This is a genomic window from Burkholderia sp. FW306-1C-G01B, from assembly GCF_058781685.1.
This window is the reverse complement of sequence record NZ_JBYSWZ010000009.1, coordinates 348528-367756: the sequence shown is the minus strand read 5'-3', so window position 1 is coordinate 367756 and position 19229 is coordinate 348528. Positions and strand designations below refer to the sequence as shown.

The following is a 19229-nucleotide window of genomic DNA, read 5'->3' as shown; positions in this document are numbered from 1 at the left end:
TTCATGATGGGGAAGATTCGCCTGAAGAGCTCGGCAGGGCGGTCGCGAGACTCGGCCCGTAACCGGTCGCCTTGACCAGCGCGATCCAGGCCGTGCAGCGGTCCCGGGCCGCGTCGATAACGCTTTCCTCGGCCGTTTCGAACTGACGGCGCGAGGTTTCGAGTTCGAAGCGATTGATCGCGCCGGCGCGCCAGCGGGCCTCGTTGGCGCGCAGCGCGTCGTCGGCGGCCTGGCGCGCTTCGCGCGACGACGCGAGGCGTGCATCGGCCGACGCCTGGCGCGCGAGCGCGTTTTCGACGTTCTGTACGGCTTCGCGCAGTTGTGCGTCGAGATTCGCGACAGCTTCGCGGTAGCGTCCGCGCGCGGCGGCGACCTTGCTGCTGCCCGCACCGCCGTCGAACAGCGTTCCGCTCAGCGTGGGGCCGACGGACCACGCCAGAATGCTGAAGGTTTTGCCAAGCGCGGTCAGCCACTGGCCTGCCAGCATCGCGTCGAGCTCGAGTCGGGGCAGGCGTTCCGCGCGCGCGACGCCGATGTCTGCCCACGCGGCATCGACTTCCCTGCGGGCGGAGACGATATCGGGATGCATCGCCAGAACGGTGGCCGGCAATGCCGGCCGCGTCGGTGGCGGTTCCGGAATGCGGGCGTGGTTTGCGAGCGGCTGGCGCATCAGCGACTTGACCGTGCCGAGGTCGAGCCCCGACAGCGCGACCAGCGCGTTGTCGAACTGGTCGCAGCGCTCGGCCTGGGCCAGACGGTTGGTGCGGGAAGCGGCGAGATTGCCGATCGCGCTGGCCTCGTCGATGCGGGCCACGTTGCCCGCCGACAGGCGTTGCCGGATCAGGCCGAGTTCGAGGTCGCGCGATGCGATATCGCCATCGCGAATCTCGAGCGAGTAGCGGCACGCGCGCAATTCGGCCACATTCCGCGCGACTTCGGCCTCTATCGCGAGACGTGCGCTGCGGGCGTCGGCGTTGCGGGCCGCGAGCCGCTCGTTCGCGGCGATCCGCGACTGCCGGACGCGTCCCCACAAATCAAGCTCCCACGACAGCGCCGGGCCGATCTGCGCGGTGCTGTATAGCAGATCGAGATTCTGGCCGATCTGGTTGGCGTTGCCCCCCACGCCGACGCTGTTGCCGGCTCCGTTGACATAGGCGGTTTGCGCGCGGCTCGCGGAGCCGTTCGCGGTCAGCGTCGGCAACCGCTGCGAGGCCGCGATGCCTGCCGCCGCCCGAGCCTGATCGACGCGGGCCGCCGCCTGCTCGAGCGTCGGGTTGCCGGCCAGCGAGGCCTGGATCAGTGCGTCAATGGCGGGATCGCCGAGGCCCGTCCACCAGGCGGCGCTGGTGGCGGGTACCGACGCAACGGCGGCGTCGGCGCTGGCACGATCGCTCCATCGGTCGGGGGCGACCGACATCGCGGGCGGAGGGGGTGGGCTGACCGAGCAGGCGCCCAGCAGCAGCGACAGACCGGGGATCACCCACGCCCTGGCGGAAAGAGTCAAGGAGAGCATCGAGTCACTTGCTTGTCAGTGTCGGCCCGGTTCAGGCGGCACCGTACGGTGCCCGCCGAGCGGGCCGGTGGGCGGGCACGATCAACCGGCCCTTCGGCCGCGCGGTATGGCGTTGCGGGCCGGGATTCATGCCATCGGGCACCGTGGCTTTACTCCAGTGCCACGGCGGATGCCTCCACGGGCGCCTGCGCGCTGCCCTGGGTCGCATACATGTTCCAGTGTTGCGGCGTGAGCGCGACATCCTCGAGCGTCGCGTCGAGGAACATGCGGCTCCAGTCGCCGCCGCCTTTTTCGTCGGGAATCCACTGCTTGCTGTAGACGGCCGCCACTTCCGGCGTCATGGCAGCGCGCATGTCGATCAGCGAGTAGTAGGCCGACAGGTCCTTCAGGTGAATCAGCCAGTGAATGCGGTCCGAACGCCCGAAGGCTTCTTCATAGAGGAACACCGATGCGACGCCGCGTTGATGCGTGTTGATCGTTTCGGCGACCGCGCGCGCGAACTGCCGCCCTTCCGACCGAAAACGAAAAGCCAGCTGGCCCGTACGATGGATGACGATGCCGGCGTTGGCGGAATTGAGCAACTGCTCGGGCGGTACCGATGTCTGATGTTGCGCGGGCGGCAGGATCAGGCCGCCGGAACTCGTCTCCTTCGTCACGACGGCCGGGCGGCCCTCGATGGCCGTGCCGTACATCCCGTAGAACTGCGGCAGAAGCACGGTTTCGGTCACGCTGCCGTCGACGAAGATTCGGTCCCAGGTACCGCCGCCTTTCTTCGCGTCGATCCGCTCCTTGAAGAAGATCTCGCGAAAGCCGGGATCGCTGTTGCCCATCCGGACCATCGTCTGATAAGCATCGAGACTGGAGATGTGCATGAGCCAGTGCACGACGTCCTTCGTGCCGAAGGTCTCTTCGTAGACGAAGACCGACGCCACGCCGATCTGGCGGCTCGTGATGTACTCGCCGAGCTCGCGCGCGAACATGCGGGCCTCCGAGCGGAACTCGGCCTTCGCGATCGCCTTGCGGTGGACGACGAGACCGGCGTTGGCCGAATGCAGGATCTGCTCGTACGGAAGCGCGGTCTGATGGCGCGCGCACGGCACGTCGTTGTCCGCGAGCGGGTGGTTCGAATGTTGGGTCATGATTCCTCTGCGTGTAGTGGGTGGAAAGGAACGGCGAAACAATGCGCGAGTCGGGCGCGTCAGGGCTGCGCGGCGGCAAGGCGTTCGTCGAGTGCGCGCTTCAGGTCGGTCCCGGGCCGGATTCCCGCCACGACGTCGAAATACAGGGCAGTGAGCCGCGGGTCCGCCGCTACCCCCCGCAGCAGACTCAGCCGGCTGTCCTTCTTGTCCATCTGCGCGACGGTGAGCGTGGCGAGATAACCGGGCATCATCAGCGTGTCGCGATCGCGGGCGAATTCGGCCAGCGCCGCGTCGAGTTGCGCGTCGTCATGAATCGCGTGCTGGATCCGCTTGATCAGGAGTTCACTCTGGACGAATGCATCGGTGATGCCGCGGGCGCTGATCGAATCCTTGTGATGACCGGCGTCGCCGACGAGCGCCCATCCCGGGCCGGCGGCGCGCCGAAAGAAATTCCGCTGCACGCCGGTCCCCCACAGCTTGCCGGTCTGCGTCGCGCGGCGCATCCGATCGCGCAGCGCGGGCGCACAGGTGGCGACGGCATCGAGATGTGCATCGAACGACCGGGAGCGGATCGTCTCGAACGCGTGCTGCGGGAAATACGTGGCGACGAGAATGGAGTCGTTGGTCGGTACGGCGCCCACCCACAGGTCATCGCCTTCATAAAGTTCGTAATGCGAATCAAGATCGTGCCAAAAAGAATAATAGGCACAGGTCATGATCGGGTCCTCGTGCGTTACCTCTGCGCCAACGAGGCGCGCAATCGTCGAATGCATGCCATCCGCGCCGACGACGAGACGCGCCCGTTCTTCGTGCAGCGCACCCGATCGGTCCCGCAGCACCACGCCGGCCACGCGGCCGTCGTTGACGACCGTCTGGACGACCGTGCAATGCTCCCTGAACTCGGCGCCCGCTTCGCGGGCGGCCTCCAGCAGCAGCGGGTCGAGCACGTAGCGGCGCGGCGCGTAGGCCGCGTCCTGGACATAATCGGTGCTGATTCCGCCTTCGATCACGATGCCGCGCGTTTCGAAACGCGTGCGAGGGATTGCCGGGCAGCCGGAATCCATCACCTTCTGAAGCAGGCCCCAGCGCGCAAGGCGGGCACAGCCGGGCTGATGAATGTAGTTCGTCGACAGCGTGTCCGACGGAAAGCCCGTGCGGTCGAGCAGCAGCACGCGCAGGCCGGCGCGGGCCGCGAGCATGGCGGCGGGCGAGCCGGCAACGCGTGCGCCCACTACGATCAGGTCATACATGGCTGGATCCTTTGCTTCTTCCTGGTGACATCAAGGGGCGGCTCCGTTACCGGATGCCGACGTTCAATCGAAGTTCGCGCTTGAGCACCTTGCCGTTCTGCGTGCGCGGCAGCGCGGACACGACGACGAATGCGTCCGGGAACTGGGCGGGCGGGATCGTGCTCGACAACGCGCCCTTGACGGCCTGCAACGCATTCGGATCGCGCAACGCGACGAAGGCGACGATTTGCGCCGGTTCGGCGCCGCGCTCGACCGACACGACGGCGGCTTCACGCACGTTCGCGTCGTTCATCAGTGTCGCCTCCATGTGAATCGACGAAATCAGCTGGCCGTCCCGCATGAGCGCGTCGGCCTTGCGGTCGAAGAATTCGATTTCGCCGCTCGGATCGCGGCGCACCAGATCGCCGGTGCGGTACCAGCCGTCCTTGCGCAGCAACGCATTGACTTCGGGCGCCGCCAGAAACAGGCGCTTGGGTGCCGCCGTGCGCAGCCACAGTTCGCCAAGCTCGCCGTCTGCCGCATCGCTCAGATCCGGACCGACGACGCGGATTTCCGTGGCGGGCGAGGGTCGGCCGACCGAGAACGGTCGGTCCTGGGTATAGGTATGGGTCAGCAGCGCGGGGCTCGCCTCCGATTGCGCGCAGGCGATCTGCAAGGTCGCATTCGGCATCATTGCGAGCATCGACGCGGCCATGGACGGGCTCAGCGGCGACGAGGCCGATGCGACGAGCCGGATCGAGCCGAGGTCGTGGCGCTCGCCGAGCCGTGCCTCGACGATTTCCTGTGCGACGCGCGGCGTGATCATGAAGGCCGTGATCCGCTCGCGCGCGATCAGCTCGCCCATCGACTCGATATCGAGCGGCGAGCACAGCAGCATCGGCGCGGGAGAAGTCAGCGCGATCACGAGCAGCGTCGCGCTGGTCGAGGTGCCAAGCGTCATCGGCACCAACATGCCCGATGCGTCGGACAGCGCTTGCATCGAGTCGAGGGTGCGGCCGAAGGTCAGGTTGTCGTGGCTGACGAGGTAGCCCTTTGCGGCGCCCGTGGTGCCCGACGTATAGCGAATCTCGGCGATGCTGTCGGGCGCGATCGGGATTGCCGACAGCGATTCGTCGCGGCGCAGCAGTTCGTCGATCGTGAAATGCTGGCCGGAAAACCCGCGCGGCGGCGCGACGAAGCGCGAGCGGATCAGGGTCGAACAGTCGCATTCGGCGAGCCGACGCTGGATTTCCGCGTCGGGCATGTGGCCGTTCATGTGGATGGCGGTCGCGCCGCAACGCAGGACGGCCATGTAGGCGACCGCGTAGTCGAGCCAGTCGAGCCCGTCGAAGATCAGCGCGACCCGCGCGCCGACCCGCAGTCCGTTCTGATACAGCCCGAGCGCGGCGGAGCCCGAGCGCGCGCGCCATGCGCCGTACGTCAGCCGAGCGCCCGAGGGCAGGCGCAACGGCGCGTGATCGGCGCTTGCGTCGGCGCGCGCATCGAGCAGGTCGGGTACCGTCAAGGCACCGGTGTCCAGCGACGGCGTCCGTTTTGGCGTGCGCGTACGCCAGCCGTTGAAGGTACCCAGGAGGCGCATCACTGTTCGTCGAACGCGTAGGTCAGGATGAAGTCGTGGTCCGGCGTGATGCTGCCGCTGCCGTGGATGCCGGACAGGCCGCCCGTCCCGGAGCCGGGCAGGATCTTCCAGGTCGCCTGGCGTTCATCGTGCCGCGCCTCGGCGTGGTGAGTGAGAATGAACGTGCCCTCGCGGCCGTCGATCGTGCATTGGATCCGCTCGACGCCGACGTAACTCATCACGCCGTCATCGCCGGACAGGCGCAGCATGATCGCCTCGAGCACCGCCGTGCCTTCGAGCTCGCCGGTGAACTCCTTGGTCGCCAGGGTGCGTGTGAGCTTGCCGCCTGCCCAGTGCTCGTTCTCCTGTTCTTCCCAACGCGTGATCTTGAAAGCGCTCTTGCGGGTCATCATGGTTCTTGCTCCTTGAAGTTGGTAGATGTGGCTCTGTATCGCTATGCCGACGGTGGCGCTCAGGGCCGGTTTGGCTCGACGGCGAGCATCACGACGTCGCGCATCGAGCCCGTTTCGAACAGGCCGCCCCAGGCCGCGCGCTCGCCGCGCAGGTTGACGCGCGGCTTGCCCATCAGCTCGCGCAGCGCCGCGTCGGTCGCCTCGAGTTGCCGCAGCGCATGGCAGGCATCGAGATCGCGGAAATGAATCAGCAGATGCAGGCGGTCCTGCGTGCCCCACATTTCCTCGAATTGCGCGACGGTGGCGCTCCCGCCCAGGCGAGCGTTGACGACGGTTTGCCATTCGCTCAGATAGAAGCGCGCGAGGTCGCGCGATTCGTACCGGGCCTGCAGCGAGCGAAACACCAGCACGCCGCAATTGCCCGAGTGAAGGAACGGTGCGTTCGCCTCCGCGATCTGATGACGCGCGGGCGGAAGGAAGCTGCGCGGATCCAGTTCGCCCATCGCTTCGCGTGCGAAACCGTGCTGCGGCACGATCACGTGCTCGCGGAAGCTGCCCTGGACGAAGATCCGCTCCCAGTTGCCACCGCCTCGTTCGGGCAGGCGGTCTTCCTGATAGATATCCTGGAACGCCTTGTCGTGGTCGACCAGGTCGAGGAGGCGGCCGTAGTCGGACGGGGTCTTCATATGAACGAGCCAATGCATCTTGCCGTGACTTCCGAACACTTCCTCGTAGACGAGCGTGACCGCGTCGGGAGACAGCTTCATGTTCATGTAGTTCTGAAGCTGGATCGCGAACGCGCGCGCCTCGGACAGATAGTCGTAATGGACCTGGGCCTCACGATGGATCACCATCCCGGCATTCAGCGAATGCATGGCCGCAGCACCGTTCGGCAACTGGGCGGCGGCTGCCGACACGAGGCTGCGCGTATCACGACTGGTTCGGTTGTCTGTCATTTCCTTGGTTCATCCGGCTGGTGCGCTGGCCCTGGGCGAGTCGGCGCTGGGTCGTTCAGATGCCGCGCCGATCAGGCCGCGACGAGTTCAAGCAGGTGGTGCGTGGTGTTCCAGTTGCGGGTCGTGGCCTGCATGCCGGTCAGCCGTTCGACGAAGCTGTTGTTCAGCTTGGTGCGTCCATATCCGTTCGGGCAATGTACATAGACCACGCGCTCGCCGATCGCGTACTCGTCGGGAAGATAGTCTTTCGACGCAGCGCTGGCGGCCTGGGCGCCGGCCGTCTTCAGGAACGAGAAGTGCAGCTTGGACGGGTCGTACTCGCGCCAGTGCTTCGGCAGTCCGTCGATCACGGCCGAGAGGCCGGCCTTCGTCAGCGCCATCACGGAGACATCGACATAGCCGAAACGGTCGGCGATTTCGCGCTCGATCGTCGATTCGAGTTCGGCTGCTTTCAGCGTCGATTCGAGCACAAGATTGCCACTCTGCAGATAGCTGACGGCGTTCCGGAATTTCAAATCTGTGCACATTTCCAGCAATTCTTTCATTGTCACCTTGCGATGGCCGCTGACGTTGATTCCTCTAAGCAGGCAGATGTAACGCATGGGTATAAGGGGTTCGAGTGGAAGGAGATCCCATTCTATAGACGAAGACCATCAAGATCTTTCGCCGTGGAAATCGCGAGCTGACCGCGGCGGCATGATCCTCGCAACCGTCGTCGGCACGCATGAAGCAGCGCGCCGGCCGCGCCGTGAACGCCGCGGATCGATACCGCCGGCGACACGATGCGTCAGGTATCCTTGCCATGATAAAGATCGGGAATCCTACGATCTTCCTGACGGACCTTGTCGCGGCTACAGCGTGATCCGAGTGCCCGACGATTCGCCGCCGGACGGGCTCCGCGGCGGCCCCTCTTTCGCGCGTGGACTGCGGACGGTTCCGGTACATTTTGCCGCCCGTGAGAAGTCGATTTTCTCGTCCGCACCAATCTCGCTCATCAGGACCGCCTGCATCTCTTCCCATATCCCGCTCTGTTGCCAGTCCCGGAGACGGCGCCAGCAGCTGACGCCCGAACCACAGCCCATGTCCGCCGGCAGGTCGCCCCAGCGTATGCCTGTCTTCAGAACGAAAATGATTCCCGTCAGAGCCTCGCGATCGGGTACGGGCTTGCGGCCCGGGTACTTGAAGCGGCGCGGCTTCGGTGGAGGTAACAGTGCTTCGATTCTTGCCCACAGTTGATCATCCATGACTGGACCGCCCAGCTGACTGATCCACCGGGCTTAATCGCGGCGGTGTGCAGGCAGCCGAAAAAAGTTAATCGACTATTCAGGGTATTTTTGAAGCCGACATGGCAGTCGTTTTGAAACCATGAACGGCAGTCTTTTTGAAACAGGGATAGCTGTCTTTTTGAAACAGAAGAATTCTTTTTGAAACAGGAATGCCAGTCTTTTTGAAACTGAGAAATCGGTCTTTTTGAAATGCGGGTGCGGTCTTTTTGAAACGGATTTCGACTCTCTTTGAGTTTTAAATCAGCAAGGCCGCGCCCGCGTGCGCGCTATGGTACAGATTGATTCACCGTGCTTCTTTCCTATTCGTTGGGGAATTTCGATCAGTGTTCGTGTACTACTTAAGTTAGCCCTGCGGGACTAAACAGGTCGGATGCTAGCACAATGAATTGCGATGAAGCGAGAGGATGATAAAAAATATCGATCAAAATTTCGCTCGACGTATCCGGTGATAACATTCCGATCTGGAGATTGAAACACTTATCAAGATAATAAAAAGTTATTTGGCTGTGGAGTGCCGTGTGTCGGAGAATTGTCATGTTTCGACGCGGGAACGACCGATTGCCCAAATTTGTGTGTCGTTCGCAGAAAAGTTGTTTTCTTCTTTTTGAAATCGATCGTGCAACGCCGCGCGTTGTTTAATAGGTGCCAACATGAATGAACAGTTAGTCGTGGTTCGGACGATGCAGAACTGGGTGGAACAAACCCTGGCGGAATTCGACGAACGCCGCAAGATGACCCGTGCGGCCGTCACTTACCAGTACGAAGGCGGATTCGACGCGGAATCGAGCGTCACGTATTCGCTCGTCTACCTGACGTCGTCGACAGCGCTGTTCAGCGGATTCGAGGCGATCACGGTGGCCAGCGGCGGCTTGCAGGGCGAGCTGGTCCTGCGTCACGACGGTGTATTCGAGAACGGCGTCGCCACGATCGAGGCGAGCGTGGTTGCCGGTGCGTGCGCCGGAGCCTTTGCAGGCCTTGATGCAGCCGTGCGCATCGAGGCCGACGCGGGGAACCCGATGAAGAGCACGCTGATTATCGACACGCGGCGCGCTTGACGTTGAACCGGCACGAGGTCGCCTGGTGGAGCGCGTCGATCGATGTGCTCGGGGTGAGCGGACTCGAGGCGCTGGCCGCGTCATGCGACGACGACGAGATGGCCCGTGCCGGGCGTTTCGTGTTCGAGCGGGATCGGCTCGCCTATCTGGCTGCGCACGGTTTGCTACGTCGGGCGCTGAGCCACGCCGAGCCGTCTTGCGGTCCTCGCGAGTGGCGTTTCTCGACGGGCCGGTACGGCCGTCCCGAACTGGATAAGCGGTTTCGACGCCGACCGCACTTCAACCTCTCGCATTGCGAGACGCGTGTGACCTGTGTCGTCAGCGGCACGATTCCGTGTGGCGTCGATGTGGAGACGCTTCGACGCAGCCCGGGCCACGCCGTCATGGATGCGTGTCTTGCACCGTCGGAGCGGGCTCGCATCGCTCGGTTCGATGCTCCCGGTCGCGATGCCGAGTTCCTCCGGCTCTGGACCTTGAAGGAGGCCGTCGCAAAAGGCGCCGGAATGGGGCTTCACCTGCCGTTTTGCGAGCTTGCGTTCGAACTCGAGGCGGCGCCGCGCCTGCTCGCCGCGCCAGCGGAGGCGGCCGGGCCGTGGCGGCTGGCTCAGCACGTGACCGCTGACCGGCACGTCGAGTCGCTGGCCCTGCGCATCGGCGGGGATGCGGAGATAAAGTTGACCCGCATCGAGTGGCCCGATGCGCGTATGACGCAGGCGGGCCGGGAGATGCCGGATCGCGGCGCCGAATGGATGGGTTCGCCGCAACCGGCGTGACGAGCGGCGACGATCTCCCGAGACGCAGCCTCGGTGCCTGCCCGGATGGAAAGGTTGTGAGCTGGAAAATTTCGACGCACCGAGATATCAGTCTTTTTAAAAATTCGCATAACTAAATGGCAAGCGTGAGCGGTGGCCACAACGCGGCGGAGCATGTATGAATGTAGGAATTGAGGCGATTCACCCGTACGTCGGACGCATGTCGCTCGGCGTCGCGGAGCTTTTCGAGGCGCGCGGGCTCGATGCGGCGCGCATGTCGAATCTGCTGATGACGCGCAAGTCGGTGAACCTGCCGATCGAGGACCCGGTGACCAACGGGGTCAATGCGGCCAAGCCGCTGATCGACGCATTGTCGCCCGAGCAGCGCGACGCGATCGAACTCGTGATCGTCGGTACGGAGTCCGGGCTCGATTTCGGCAAACCGATCAGCACGTACATCGCGCACTATCTGGGGCTCTCGCGGCGCTGCCGTTCGTTCGAGGTCAAGCATGCATGCTATGGCGGCACGGCGGCCTTGCAGATGGCGCTGTCGTTTGTGAAAGCGAGCCCGCGTCCCGATGTGAAAGCGCTCGTGATCGCCGCGGACGCGTCGAGCATCGCGGCGCGCAACACCTACTGGGAGCCGTCTCAGGGCGCGGGAGCGGTCGCGATGCTCGTCAGCAACCAGCCCGAAGTGCTCGCCGTCGATTTCGGTGCGAATGGCTATCACAGCTTCGAGGTGATGGACACCTTGCGTCCACGCGCCGATCTCGAGGCCGGCGACAGCGATCTGTCGATCCTGTCCTACATGACCTGTCTCGAGGCCAGCTACCGGCACTACTGCGAACGGGTGGAGGGCGTCGATCTGGCCAGTTCGTTTCGCTATCTCGTGCTGCATACGCCTTTCGCCGGGATGGTCAAGTCCGCGCATCGCCGCCTGCTGAGTCGCGTCGGCGGTCGGACTGCGACCGACATCGATGCCGATTTCGGGTTGCGCGTCGAGCCGTCGATCCGGGTCTGCCAGATGGTGGGCAATGTCTATTCCGCGGCGCTCTATCTGGCGCTGTGCTCGCTGCTCGAACACGTCGACGAGACGGTCGAGCGACGTATCGGCCTGTTCTCGTACGGATCGGGATGCGCTTCCGAGTTCTACAGCGGCGTGATCAGGCCTCAGGGTATCCGGCGCTTCCGCGAGGGCGGCTTGTCGCGCGCGATCGCGGGCCGGCTCGCGCTCGGGATGGACGACTACGAACGGATCAGCGACCTCAGCCTGCAAAGGATGTGTGGCGTGCAGGACCTCCAGCCCGACCTGTCGTCGTACGCGCACATCATGAAGTCGCACTTCGACGGAAGCGGCCTGCTCGTGCTGGCGGGCATCCGCAATTTTCATCGCGAATACCGGTGGGCCTGAATATGCAAAACCACGAAGTCCTGATCGAGCGCGGGCCTGGCTGGCACCGTGTCGTGCTCAACGCCCCCGCCAGCCAGAACAAGCTGTCGCCGCGGATTGTCGATGCGTTGCACGACGCGCTGCGCGCGTGCGAAGCGGATCCGGCCGCGTATGCGTTGATCATCGAAGGCTCGGGAGGCCACTTCAGCAGCGGCATGGATCTCGAGGCGGCGGCGACGGGCCATGCGGTCAAGGGCTCGGGTGGTCAGCGCTTTCTCGAGCTGCTGCGGCACATGACCGAGGCGGATGTCGTGGTCGTCAGCATCGTCGACGGCAAGGCGAGCGGCGGCGGTGTCGGTCTCGCGGCCGCCAGCGACTATGTCATCGCGACGCAGCGCAGCGTGTTCAGCCTGCCCGAGATTCTGTGGGGGTTGGTGCCGTGCCTGATCGCTCCGTTTCTGATCCGGAGAATCGGTTTCCAGGCATGTCGACGGATGACGTTGACGACCCTGCCGATCGATGCCGAGGCCGCGCACGCGTGCGGGCTTGCCGACACGCTGGCCGACGACGCGCTGCCGAAGCTGTTGCAGCGCCTGCGGATGGTCGCGCCGGAAGGCATCGGCCGCGCGAAGCGCTACCTGGGACGCCTTGGCGCGATCGACGACGTCACGCTGGACAGCGCGCTTGACGAGCTGGAAACGATCCTGGCGTCGCCCGACGTCGTGCAGCGCCTGACCGAGTTCGCGCGCAGCCGGCGCTATCCGTGGGAGGTTGCGACGGCGCGCGGATTGGCCGACGACGGCGCGCGCGCGACGGAGGTGCGGACATGAGTAGCGCGTGGCTGTTTCCGGGGCAGGGCACGCAACGGCGCGGGATGGGCGCGCAGGTGTTCGATCTGTTCCCCGGCCTGGTCGCCAAGGCGGACCGGATCCTCGGATATTCGATCCGCGAATTGTGCGTCGAGGATCCCGACGAGCGGCTCTCGACCACCGAATACTGCCAGCCGGCGCTGTTTGTCGTGAACGCGCTGACGTTCCTGGAAAGACGCCGTCGCGAGCCGTGGCCGGCCTTCCTGGCCGGACACAGCCTAGGTGAATTCAGCGCGCTGTTTGCCGCGGGCTGCTTCGATTTCGAAACCGGGCTGAGGATTGTGCTGTGTCGCGCGCGTTGCATGGCGCCGGCGGGCAATGGGTCGATGCTCGCCGTGATCGGTCCCGATCTCGAGCAACTGCTGGGCGTGATCGACGATCTCGGCCTGACGGGGCTCGACGTCGCCAACTACAACCTGCCGACCCAGACCGTGCTCGCCGGCCCCGACGCGAGTATCGCCGCGCTCGACTCGGTGCTGGTCGAGCGTGAACTGGCGCGCACCGTTCATCTGCACGTGGGCGGCGCGTTCCACTCGCGATACGCGGAGGAGGCCGCCGGGCGCTTCAGGGAAATGCTGCGCGATTTCGAACTGGCCGATCCGAAATGGCCGACCGTATCGAGCGCGACCGGCCACGCATACCGGCCCGGCACCGTGCGCGAGGTACTCGAAACGCAGATCGTGCGACCGGTGCGCTGGGTCGACACGATGCAGTTCTTGCACGACCAGGGCGTGACCGAGGCCGTCCAGATCGGACCCGGCCGCGTGCTCGACGGGCTGTGGGAGCGCTTCGAACCAGCGGCGGGCGCGCTGCCTGGTCATCCCGGTCAATTGGCGATGCAATGAGGATGTCGAATGGATAGGCAAAAGCAGGGGCCGACTGCGTGGTTGTTTCCCGGTCAGGGCGCGCAGTTCAAGGGCATGGGCGGACGCGAGCTATTCGCAGCGTTTCCCGAGTACGTCGCGAAGGCCGATGCGATTCTTGGCTATTCGATCGAAGCGCTGTGTCTCGAAGACCCCGGCCAGCAGTTGAAGCGGACCGCATTCACGCAGCCGGCGCTGTTCGTGGTCAATGCGTTGAGCGCGTACCGCGAACGCGAGAACGGTGCGTCGCCGGACTACTACGCCGGCCACAGTCTCGGCGAGTTCAACGCGCTGCATGCCGCGGGCTGCTTCGATTTCGAAACGGGGCTTCGCCTCGTGGCCGAGCGCGGCCGTCTGATGGGCGAGGTCGAGGGCGGTGCGATGGCTGCCGTGCTCGGGCTCGATCGCGACGCGCTGCAGGCCGAGATAACGCGCGCGGGCTGCACGGACAGTCTCGAGATCGCCAATGTCAATTCGCCGACGCAGCTGGTCGTATCGGGTGACGCCGCCGGCGTGGCGGCGCTGGCGGCGCATCTGCGCAAGACGCGCACGGCGAACGTGATCCCGCTCGCCGTCAGCGCCGCGTTCCATTCCCGCCACATGCGCGAGGCCGCCGACCGCTTCGCGGCGGTCCTGACGAACACGCCGATGCGCGCGCCGCATACGCCTGTCGTGGCCAACGTGACGGGTGAGCTGTATCCGCAGGGCGATATCCGGCCGCTGCTCGCGAGACAGATGGCAAGCAGCGTCCGGTGGTGGGATGGGCTGACGATGCTGCGCCGGCGCGGCGTCGCGACCGCGCGGCAGATCGGCCCGGGCCAGGCCATGGCGAAGCTGTGGAACGAAGCACTCGAATCGGTTCCCACTGTCGCGCGCGACGCGCAGGCGGCGCAGCAGGTCGTGGTCGAGCCGTCGGCCTTCACGGGCACGCCGGCGGACGGCGGGCGCATGGCCGGGGCCCCGTCGCGGCTCGGTGCACGGCTCGGCCGCGCATTTTGCGAGCGGCATCAGGTGCGCCTCCCCTATGTGACCGGTTCAATGTATCGCGGCATCGCGTCGGTCGAGATGGTCGCGCGCGCCGCGCGCGCGGGCCTGCTCGGCTTCTTCGGCGCGGGCGGCCTGCCGCTCGACGAGGTCGAGCGCGCGATCGTCGCGCTGCGCGGCACGCTGGGCGACGCGCATCCGTTCGGCATGAACCTGCTGGCGGCACCCGAGCGCCCGAGGCTCGAGCAACAGACGGTCGATCTGTATCTGAAGCATGGGGTGCGCCATATCGAGGCATCGGCGTTCATGCAGGTCAGCGCGCCCATCGTCGAATTTCGCTTCCGTGGCGCATCGATCCGCAACGGACGCGCGCATGCACCGAACCAGGTGTTCGCCAAGGTGTCCCGCGCCGAGGTCGCCAGCGCGTTTCTCGCTGCGCCGAGCGAGGCGCTGTTGACGCGGCTGCATGAGGCGGGCCGGCTCGATGCGACGGAGATCGAGGCGGCACGGCGTCTGCCCGTTGCGACGGAGCTGTGCGTCGAGTCCGACTCGGGCGGTCATACCGATGCCGGCGTGGCGCTGGCGCTGCTGCCGGCGATCGTGCGGTTGCGCGATGCGATGACGGCGCGGGCCCCGCTCGACGCGGCGACTGGGGTCGGGGCCGCGGGCGGGCTCGGCACGCCGGAATCGATTGCCGCGGCATTCGTGCTGGGTGCGGAATTCGTGCTGGTCGGGTCCGTGAATCAGTGCTCGCCGGAAGCGGGCACCTCGGAGCTGGTGAAGGACATGCTCGCTGAACTCGCGCTGCATGACACCGCCTACGCACCGGCGGGCGACATGTTCGTCACCGGCGCGCGCGTGCAGGTTGTCCGGCGCGGCACGCTCTTTCCGGCACGTGCGAACCAACTGTATCTCGCTTATCGGACCCACGACAGCATCGCCGCGCTCCCGGCGCGCACGCGGGACGGCTTCGAGCGCTTCATGGGCACGTCGCTCGACGCGATCTGGGAACTCACGCGCGAACGCCTCGCGCGGCACCGGCCGGCCGAGCTGGCCCGCCTCGAGACGGACGCGAAGGCGCGCATGGCACGGGTCTTCAAATGGTACTTCTCGCGCTCGATCGAATCGGCGCTCAACGGCGTCGAGGCGGAGCGCGCCAATTTCCAGATTCACAGCGGTCCGGCGATGGGCGCATTCAACGCATTCGCGCGCGGCGGTGCGTTCGAGCGCCGCGCGAGCCGCCACGTGGACGCGCTCGCGGAGGAGCTGATGGCGCGCGCCGAACATCAACTGTCGAGACAAGCATGGACGTCCTGAAATCGTCTTTTTCCGAAGCCGCCGGCCTGCATACGCTGTTCGAGCGGCAGGCCGCCGCGACGCCGGAACGCATCGCGCTCGAATTCGGCGACGTGCGCCTGACCTATCGCGAACTCGATGCGTGCGCGAGCGCGGTCGCGCGCGGGCTGGCCGGCGTCGTCAGCGAGCCGGGCGCACTGATCGGCCTGTATGTCGAGCGCAGCTGCGAACTGATCGCCGGCATGCTCGGCATCCTCAAGGCGGGCGCCACCTATGTCCCGCTCGACCCGCGGTATCCCGACGCACGGCTGCGCTACCTCGTCGACGACGCGCGCCTGGCCGGCGTCGTCGTGAAAGCGGGCGACACCCGGCCGGTCCCGGGGGGCGCGCCGCGCGTCGTGGCCGACCTCGCAGCATCGTCGGGGCCGGCTCGGCCCGGCGTGGCGGTCACCCCCGGCGACAGTGCCTACGTGATCTACACGTCGGGCTCCACCGGACAGCCGAAGGGGGTCGTCGTCGAGCACGGCAACGTGACGCGGCTGTTTCGCGCGAGCGGGCGCCACTTCCGTTTTGGCGCCGACGATGTCTGGACGCTGTTTCACTCGGTCAGCTTCGACTTTTCCGTCTGGGAAATCTGGGGCGCGCTGCTGCACGGCGGCACGCTGGTGATCGTGCCGTCGGCGGTGGCCGAGGCGCCCGGACGCTTCGCCGCGGTGGTCGAGTCGGCCGGCGTCACGATGCTGTCGCTCACGCCGACCGCATTCAGTCACTTCACGCGGGCGGCGATCGCGGCGGGACGCCGGTTTCCCGCGCTGCGCCATATCGTGATGGGCGGCGAGCGCCTCGAGGCGAGCCATCTCCGGCGCTGGTTCGAACACTACGGCGACGACGCGCCGCGGCTCGTCAACATGTACGGGATCACCGAGACGACGGTTCATGTGACCTACCGGGCGCTGTCCTGCGCCGACCTGGTCCACGAACAGGCGACGCCGATCGGCGCGCCGCTCGACGATCTCGACGTGCATCTGCTCGACGCCGCGGGCCGGGCGACGCCGCCGGGCGAGACGGGCGAGATCGTCGTGACGGGCGCCGGTGTCGCGCGCGGCTATCTGCGGCGCCCGGCACTCGACGCCGAACGGTTCGGCATGCTGCCGCTCGGCCCCCGCGGCGAGCTCGTGCGCGCCTACCGCAGCGGCGACCTCGGCTGCCGCATCGACGGCGAACTCCGCTATGTGGGGCGCGCCGACGACCAGGTCAAGCTGCGCGGCTTCCGGATCGAGCTACGCGAGGTCGAGTATCAGCTCGGTCTGATCGACGGCATCGAATCCTGCGTCGTCGTCGTCCAGGACCTGGGCGACGACGACCGGCGTCTGCTCGCGTTCTACGTGGCCGATTCGCGACCTCACTCCGCCGCCGCGCTGATGGCCGCGGCGGCAAGACGGCTGCCGCCGCAGATGGTGCCGGCGCGCCTGATCGAAGTTCCTGCCATCCCTCTTACTTCCAACGGAAAACGCAACGGGCAAGCACTCATGAAAACACTGGAAACGCTCAGTCAGGCCGAATCGGCGCGACAAGTCCGGCCCACGGGCTCGATCGCCGAGGTGGTCGCCGGCATCTGCGGCGAGACGCTCGACGAACCCGCGCTGTCGTGGGACGTGGATCTGTTCGAACAGGGCGCGACGTCGCTGTCGATCAGCCGAATCATCCTTCAACTGAACGCACGTTTCGGACTGCCGCTGACCGGCGTCGAGTTTGACGGCGACTGTTCGATCACGAACATCGCGGCCGTCGTCAACCGTGAATCGAAACGCCACCCCCAGCAACTGGAGAACATCTGAATGACGGTTTCGACGCTCCCCCGACTGACGGACGAGGAAGTCGCCTCGTTCAAGGCCAACGGCTTCATCGCGCCGATCAAGGTGTACGAACCCGAACAGATGGACGCGTTGTGGAAGGCCGAGCGCCTGCGGCTCATGGACCGCTCCGCCGCCGTCTACGATCTCGACAGCCTGTCCGGCAATACGAACATCGCGAATTACGATCGGCATCTCGATTCGCAGATGCTCGCCGAACACGTGTTCGCTCCCGAAATCGTCGGCCGCGTCACGTCGATTCTCGGGCCGGACGTGCTGTGCTGGCGCAGCGAGTTCTTCCCGAAATATCCCGGTGACGAGGGGACCGACTGGCATCAGGCCGATACCTTTGCGAACGCGTCCGGCACGCCGCAGATCGTCTGGCCGCAGAACCGGGAGTTCGGCGGCACGATCACGGTGTGGACCGCGTTCACCGAGGCCAGCATCGAGATGGGCTGCCTGCAGTTCATTCCGGGCACGCATACGCAGATGCACTACGACGAGACGAAGGAGATGCGCTACAACCCCGGCCAGATCAATGCGATGGAGAAGGACGGCGGCGTGCGGCGCGGCTTCTTCGGCTACGACTACCGCGAGCTGCAGATCGACCCGAACTGGCAGCCGGAGGTCGAGAAGGCCGTGTCGATCGAGTTGCGGGCGGGCGAATCGGTGATGTTCTGGTCGACGCTGATGCATGCCTCGCATCCGCACGTCGGCAACACGAAGAAGATGCGGCTCGGCTTCGCGGCGCGCTACGTGCCGACCTGCGTGCGGATCTATCCCGATACCGATGCGATCGAGGAGTACGGCGGCAGCATCAAGCTCGATCGTTACGGCGCGGCGCTAGTCGCGGGCCGCGACGCATACGGACACAACCGGCTCGTCACCGAGACCACGCGCGGCTTCAAGTTCCCGGACGCGCGATGAATCTGGCCGACGCCGTGTTGCGACTCGTCCCGCTCGAACGGCAGCTTCCCGTTCCGCTCGGCATTCCCGCCGACGCGCCCGACGCGATCGATGCGTTGTTCGCCGCGGCCGGCATGCGCCCGCCGCGGCGCATCGCGCCCGACGCGACGCCGGACGCTCTCGGGCAGGCCGCGCTGCGCATGCTCGCGGGAGCCGGTCCGCTGCCCGCTGCGGGCCGCTCGCCCGCCGATGCGCTCGCGGCCGCGCGTGCGCGCGGGCTCGACGGCGTGGTGAGCCGCCACATCGTCAGTGCGCCCGATGGCGTGCCGTTGCCGGTCGTCCATGCCGGGCGGTCGAACCTGGCGCATCCGGTACTGCTGATCGGCGCGCCGGGCATGCCGGCCGAGCTGACCGCGGGCTGGCTGCAGGGCCTCGGCGCGTCACGGCCGGTCGCCAGTTGGGAGACGCGTGGCCTGTTCGGTTCGCTCGAGCGGCGCGTCGACGGGCTCGCGATCGACGATCAGATCGGCGACGCGGCGGCGGTGCTCGACGACTCGGGATGGGACGACGCGCACGTCGTCGGCATCTGCGGGGGCGCGATGCTCGCGCTCGCGTTCGCCGCGCGCCATCCGCGGCGCGCACGCACGCTGACGCTGTGGTTCGGCGATCTCGATCTCGGCGCCGCGGCGCCCAAGACCGAGCACCAGCGCAACCTGCAGGCGCTGATGGAGATGGTCACGTCGAACCAGGTCTCCGCGCAGGCGTTGCGCGGCGTGCTGGTGGGTTTCATGGCGCGCCAGTCGGATCCGGAGCTCGCGCCGCTCGTGCTGTATCCGTTCGCGAACGACGTGCTGCTCGAACGGTACTGCCGGATGAACCACCCGATCATGTCGACGGACTGCCGTCCGTATCTGGCGCGAATCACCGCGCCCTGTCTCGTCGGGTATGGCGAGCACGACACGACGACGCATCCGGAAGGGTCGCGCACGCTCGCCGGCCTGCTCGGCGCGGAACTTGTCGCGATACCCGGCGCCGCTCATCTCGACGGCATGCGCGGCGATCCGGCCGATCTGGTCCGCGTGCTGTCCTTTCAACGTGGCCATGACCCGCACTAGGCCAGCGCGCGCACGGCTCGACGCGGCCGTC

Annotated in this window: 16 protein-coding genes and 1 pseudogene; 9 read left to right on the top strand and 8 right to left on the bottom strand. The window is 66.2% G+C overall.

Annotated features, from left to right (window positions below; translation table 11 throughout):
• Nucleotide 1 precedes the first annotated feature (1 nt).
• The 8 genes and pseudogenes from AC3WLY_RS20230 to AC3WLY_RS20195 all read right to left on the bottom strand — a co-directional run.
• Nucleotides 2-1513, bottom strand: coding sequence for an efflux transporter outer membrane subunit (locus AC3WLY_RS20230; RefSeq protein WP_492332711.1), 1512 nt, complete (start codon nucleotides 1511-1513; stop codon nucleotides 2-4).
• 149 nt (nucleotides 1514-1662) lie between these two features.
• On the bottom strand, nucleotides 1663-2652 hold the full coding sequence (locus AC3WLY_RS20225; protein WP_175959421.1) for a DUF6039 family protein: 990 nt from the start codon (nucleotides 2650-2652) through the stop codon (nucleotides 1663-1665).
• Nucleotides 2653-2711: 59 nt separating this feature from the next.
• The gene (locus AC3WLY_RS20220) at nucleotides 2712-3902 is read right to left on the bottom strand and encodes an NAD(P)/FAD-dependent oxidoreductase (protein ID WP_492332710.1); all 1191 of its coding nucleotides are present in this window, start codon (nucleotides 3900-3902) and stop codon (nucleotides 2712-2714) included.
• Nucleotides 3903-3948: 46 nt separating this feature from the next.
• Nucleotides 3949-5406: a class I adenylate-forming enzyme family protein gene (locus tag AC3WLY_RS20215; RefSeq protein WP_175959419.1), complete on the bottom strand. Its 1458-nt coding sequence runs from the start codon at nucleotides 5404-5406 to the stop codon at nucleotides 3949-3951.
• A gap of 74 nt (nucleotides 5407-5480) precedes the next feature.
• A complete protein-coding gene (locus AC3WLY_RS20210; RefSeq protein WP_175959418.1) occupies nucleotides 5481-5873 on the bottom strand; it encodes a DUF3224 domain-containing protein in 393 nt (130 codons plus the stop codon).
• 59 nt (nucleotides 5874-5932) lie between these two features.
• The gene (locus tag AC3WLY_RS20205; RefSeq protein WP_175959417.1) at nucleotides 5933-6829 is read right to left on the bottom strand and encodes a DUF6039 family protein; all 897 of its coding nucleotides are present in this window, start codon (nucleotides 6827-6829) and stop codon (nucleotides 5933-5935) included.
• A gap of 71 nt (nucleotides 6830-6900) precedes the next feature.
• Nucleotides 6901-7431 (bottom strand): DUF1697 domain-containing protein, encoded by a 531-nt coding sequence (locus tag AC3WLY_RS20200; protein WP_244137207.1) that lies wholly within the window; start codon nucleotides 7429-7431, stop codon nucleotides 6901-6903.
• 341 nt (nucleotides 7432-7772) lie between these two features.
• Nucleotides 7773-8073, bottom strand: a pseudogene (locus tag AC3WLY_RS20195) (transposase); the annotation flags it as partial.
• Between the two features lie 692 nt (nucleotides 8074-8765).
• Here AC3WLY_RS20195 and AC3WLY_RS20190 point away from each other — a divergent pair.
• From AC3WLY_RS20190 to AC3WLY_RS20150, 9 genes are all read left to right on the top strand, one after another.
• Nucleotides 8766-9170, top strand: a complete 405-nt coding sequence (locus AC3WLY_RS20190) for a DUF3224 domain-containing protein (RefSeq protein ID WP_175959415.1) — start codon at nucleotides 8766-8768, stop codon at nucleotides 9168-9170.
• The gene (locus AC3WLY_RS20185; protein WP_175959414.1) at nucleotides 9167-9943 is read left to right on the top strand and encodes a 4'-phosphopantetheinyl transferase family protein; all 777 of its coding nucleotides are present in this window, start codon (nucleotides 9167-9169) and stop codon (nucleotides 9941-9943) included. The genes AC3WLY_RS20190 and AC3WLY_RS20185 overlap by 4 nt, the downstream gene beginning before the upstream one ends.
• A 157-nt stretch (nucleotides 9944-10100) precedes the next feature.
• Complete coding sequence (locus AC3WLY_RS20180) at nucleotides 10101-11333, top strand: hydroxymethylglutaryl-CoA synthase family protein (RefSeq protein WP_175959413.1); 1233 nt, start codon at nucleotides 10101-10103, stop codon at nucleotides 11331-11333.
• Between the two features lie 2 nt (nucleotides 11334-11335).
• Nucleotides 11336-12142: an enoyl-CoA hydratase-related protein gene (locus AC3WLY_RS20175; RefSeq protein WP_175959412.1), complete on the top strand. Its 807-nt coding sequence runs from the start codon at nucleotides 11336-11338 to the stop codon at nucleotides 12140-12142.
• Nucleotides 12139-13026, top strand: a complete 888-nt coding sequence (fabD, locus tag AC3WLY_RS20170) for an ACP S-malonyltransferase (protein WP_310140807.1) — start codon at nucleotides 12139-12141, stop codon at nucleotides 13024-13026. Before AC3WLY_RS20175 ends, fabD (AC3WLY_RS20170) begins: the two co-directional genes overlap by 4 nt.
• Before the next feature lie 9 nt (nucleotides 13027-13035).
• Nucleotides 13036-15345: an ACP S-malonyltransferase gene (fabD, locus tag AC3WLY_RS20165; RefSeq protein WP_492310510.1), complete on the top strand. Its 2310-nt coding sequence runs from the start codon at nucleotides 13036-13038 to the stop codon at nucleotides 15343-15345.
• Nucleotides 15333-17162 carry a non-ribosomal peptide synthetase gene (locus tag AC3WLY_RS20160; RefSeq protein WP_492310516.1) on the top strand — a complete coding sequence of 610 codons (1830 nt, stop codon included), beginning with the start codon at nucleotides 15333-15335 and terminating at the stop codon, nucleotides 17160-17162. Before fabD (AC3WLY_RS20165) ends, AC3WLY_RS20160 begins: the two co-directional genes overlap by 13 nt.
• Nucleotides 17163-18104 carry a chlorinating enzyme gene (locus tag AC3WLY_RS20155; protein WP_175959408.1) on the top strand — a complete coding sequence of 314 codons (942 nt, stop codon included), beginning with the start codon at nucleotides 17163-17165 and terminating at the stop codon, nucleotides 18102-18104.
• Nucleotides 18101-19198, top strand: a complete 1098-nt coding sequence (locus AC3WLY_RS20150; protein WP_175959407.1) for an alpha/beta fold hydrolase — start codon at nucleotides 18101-18103, stop codon at nucleotides 19196-19198. The genes AC3WLY_RS20155 and AC3WLY_RS20150 overlap by 4 nt, the downstream gene beginning before the upstream one ends.
• The last annotated feature ends 31 nt before the right edge of the window (nucleotides 19199-19229 follow it).

Bases quoted from the DNA above. Each gene is read 5' to 3' on its own strand.
- AC3WLY_RS20150 (WP_175959407.1), top strand. From the start codon at position 18,101: ATGAATCTGGCCGACGCCGTGTTGCGACTCGTCCCGCTCGAACGGCAG.
- AC3WLY_RS20175 (WP_175959412.1), top strand. From the start codon at position 11,336: ATGCAAAACCACGAAGTCCTGATCGAGCGCGGGCCTGGCTGGCACCGT.
- AC3WLY_RS20180 (WP_175959413.1), top strand. From the start codon at position 10,101: ATGAATGTAGGAATTGAGGCGATTCACCCGTACGTCGGACGCATGTCG.
- fabD (WP_310140807.1), top strand. From the start codon at position 12,139: ATGAGTAGCGCGTGGCTGTTTCCGGGGCAGGGCACGCAACGGCGCGGG.
- AC3WLY_RS20200 (WP_244137207.1), bottom strand. From the start codon at position 7,431: ATGCGTTACATCTGCCTGCTTAGAGGAATCAACGTCAGCGGCCATCGC.
- AC3WLY_RS20220 (WP_492332710.1), bottom strand. From the start codon at position 3,902: ATGTATGACCTGATCGTAGTGGGCGCACGCGTTGCCGGCTCGCCCGCC.
- AC3WLY_RS20230 (WP_492332711.1), bottom strand. From the start codon at position 1,513: ATGCTCTCCTTGACTCTTTCCGCCAGGGCGTGGGTGATCCCCGGTCTG.
- AC3WLY_RS20225 (WP_175959421.1), bottom strand. From the start codon at position 2,652: ATGACCCAACATTCGAACCACCCGCTCGCGGACAACGACGTGCCGTGC.
- AC3WLY_RS20160 (WP_492310516.1), top strand. From the start codon at position 15,333: ATGGACGTCCTGAAATCGTCTTTTTCCGAAGCCGCCGGCCTGCATACG.
- fabD (WP_492310510.1), top strand. From the start codon at position 13,036: ATGGATAGGCAAAAGCAGGGGCCGACTGCGTGGTTGTTTCCCGGTCAG.
- AC3WLY_RS20205 (WP_175959417.1), bottom strand. From the start codon at position 6,829: ATGACAGACAACCGAACCAGTCGTGATACGCGCAGCCTCGTGTCGGCA.
- AC3WLY_RS20210 (WP_175959418.1), bottom strand. From the start codon at position 5,873: ATGATGACCCGCAAGAGCGCTTTCAAGATCACGCGTTGGGAAGAACAG.
- AC3WLY_RS20190 (WP_175959415.1), top strand. From the start codon at position 8,766: ATGAATGAACAGTTAGTCGTGGTTCGGACGATGCAGAACTGGGTGGAA.
- AC3WLY_RS20155 (WP_175959408.1), top strand. From the start codon at position 17,163: ATGACGGTTTCGACGCTCCCCCGACTGACGGACGAGGAAGTCGCCTCG.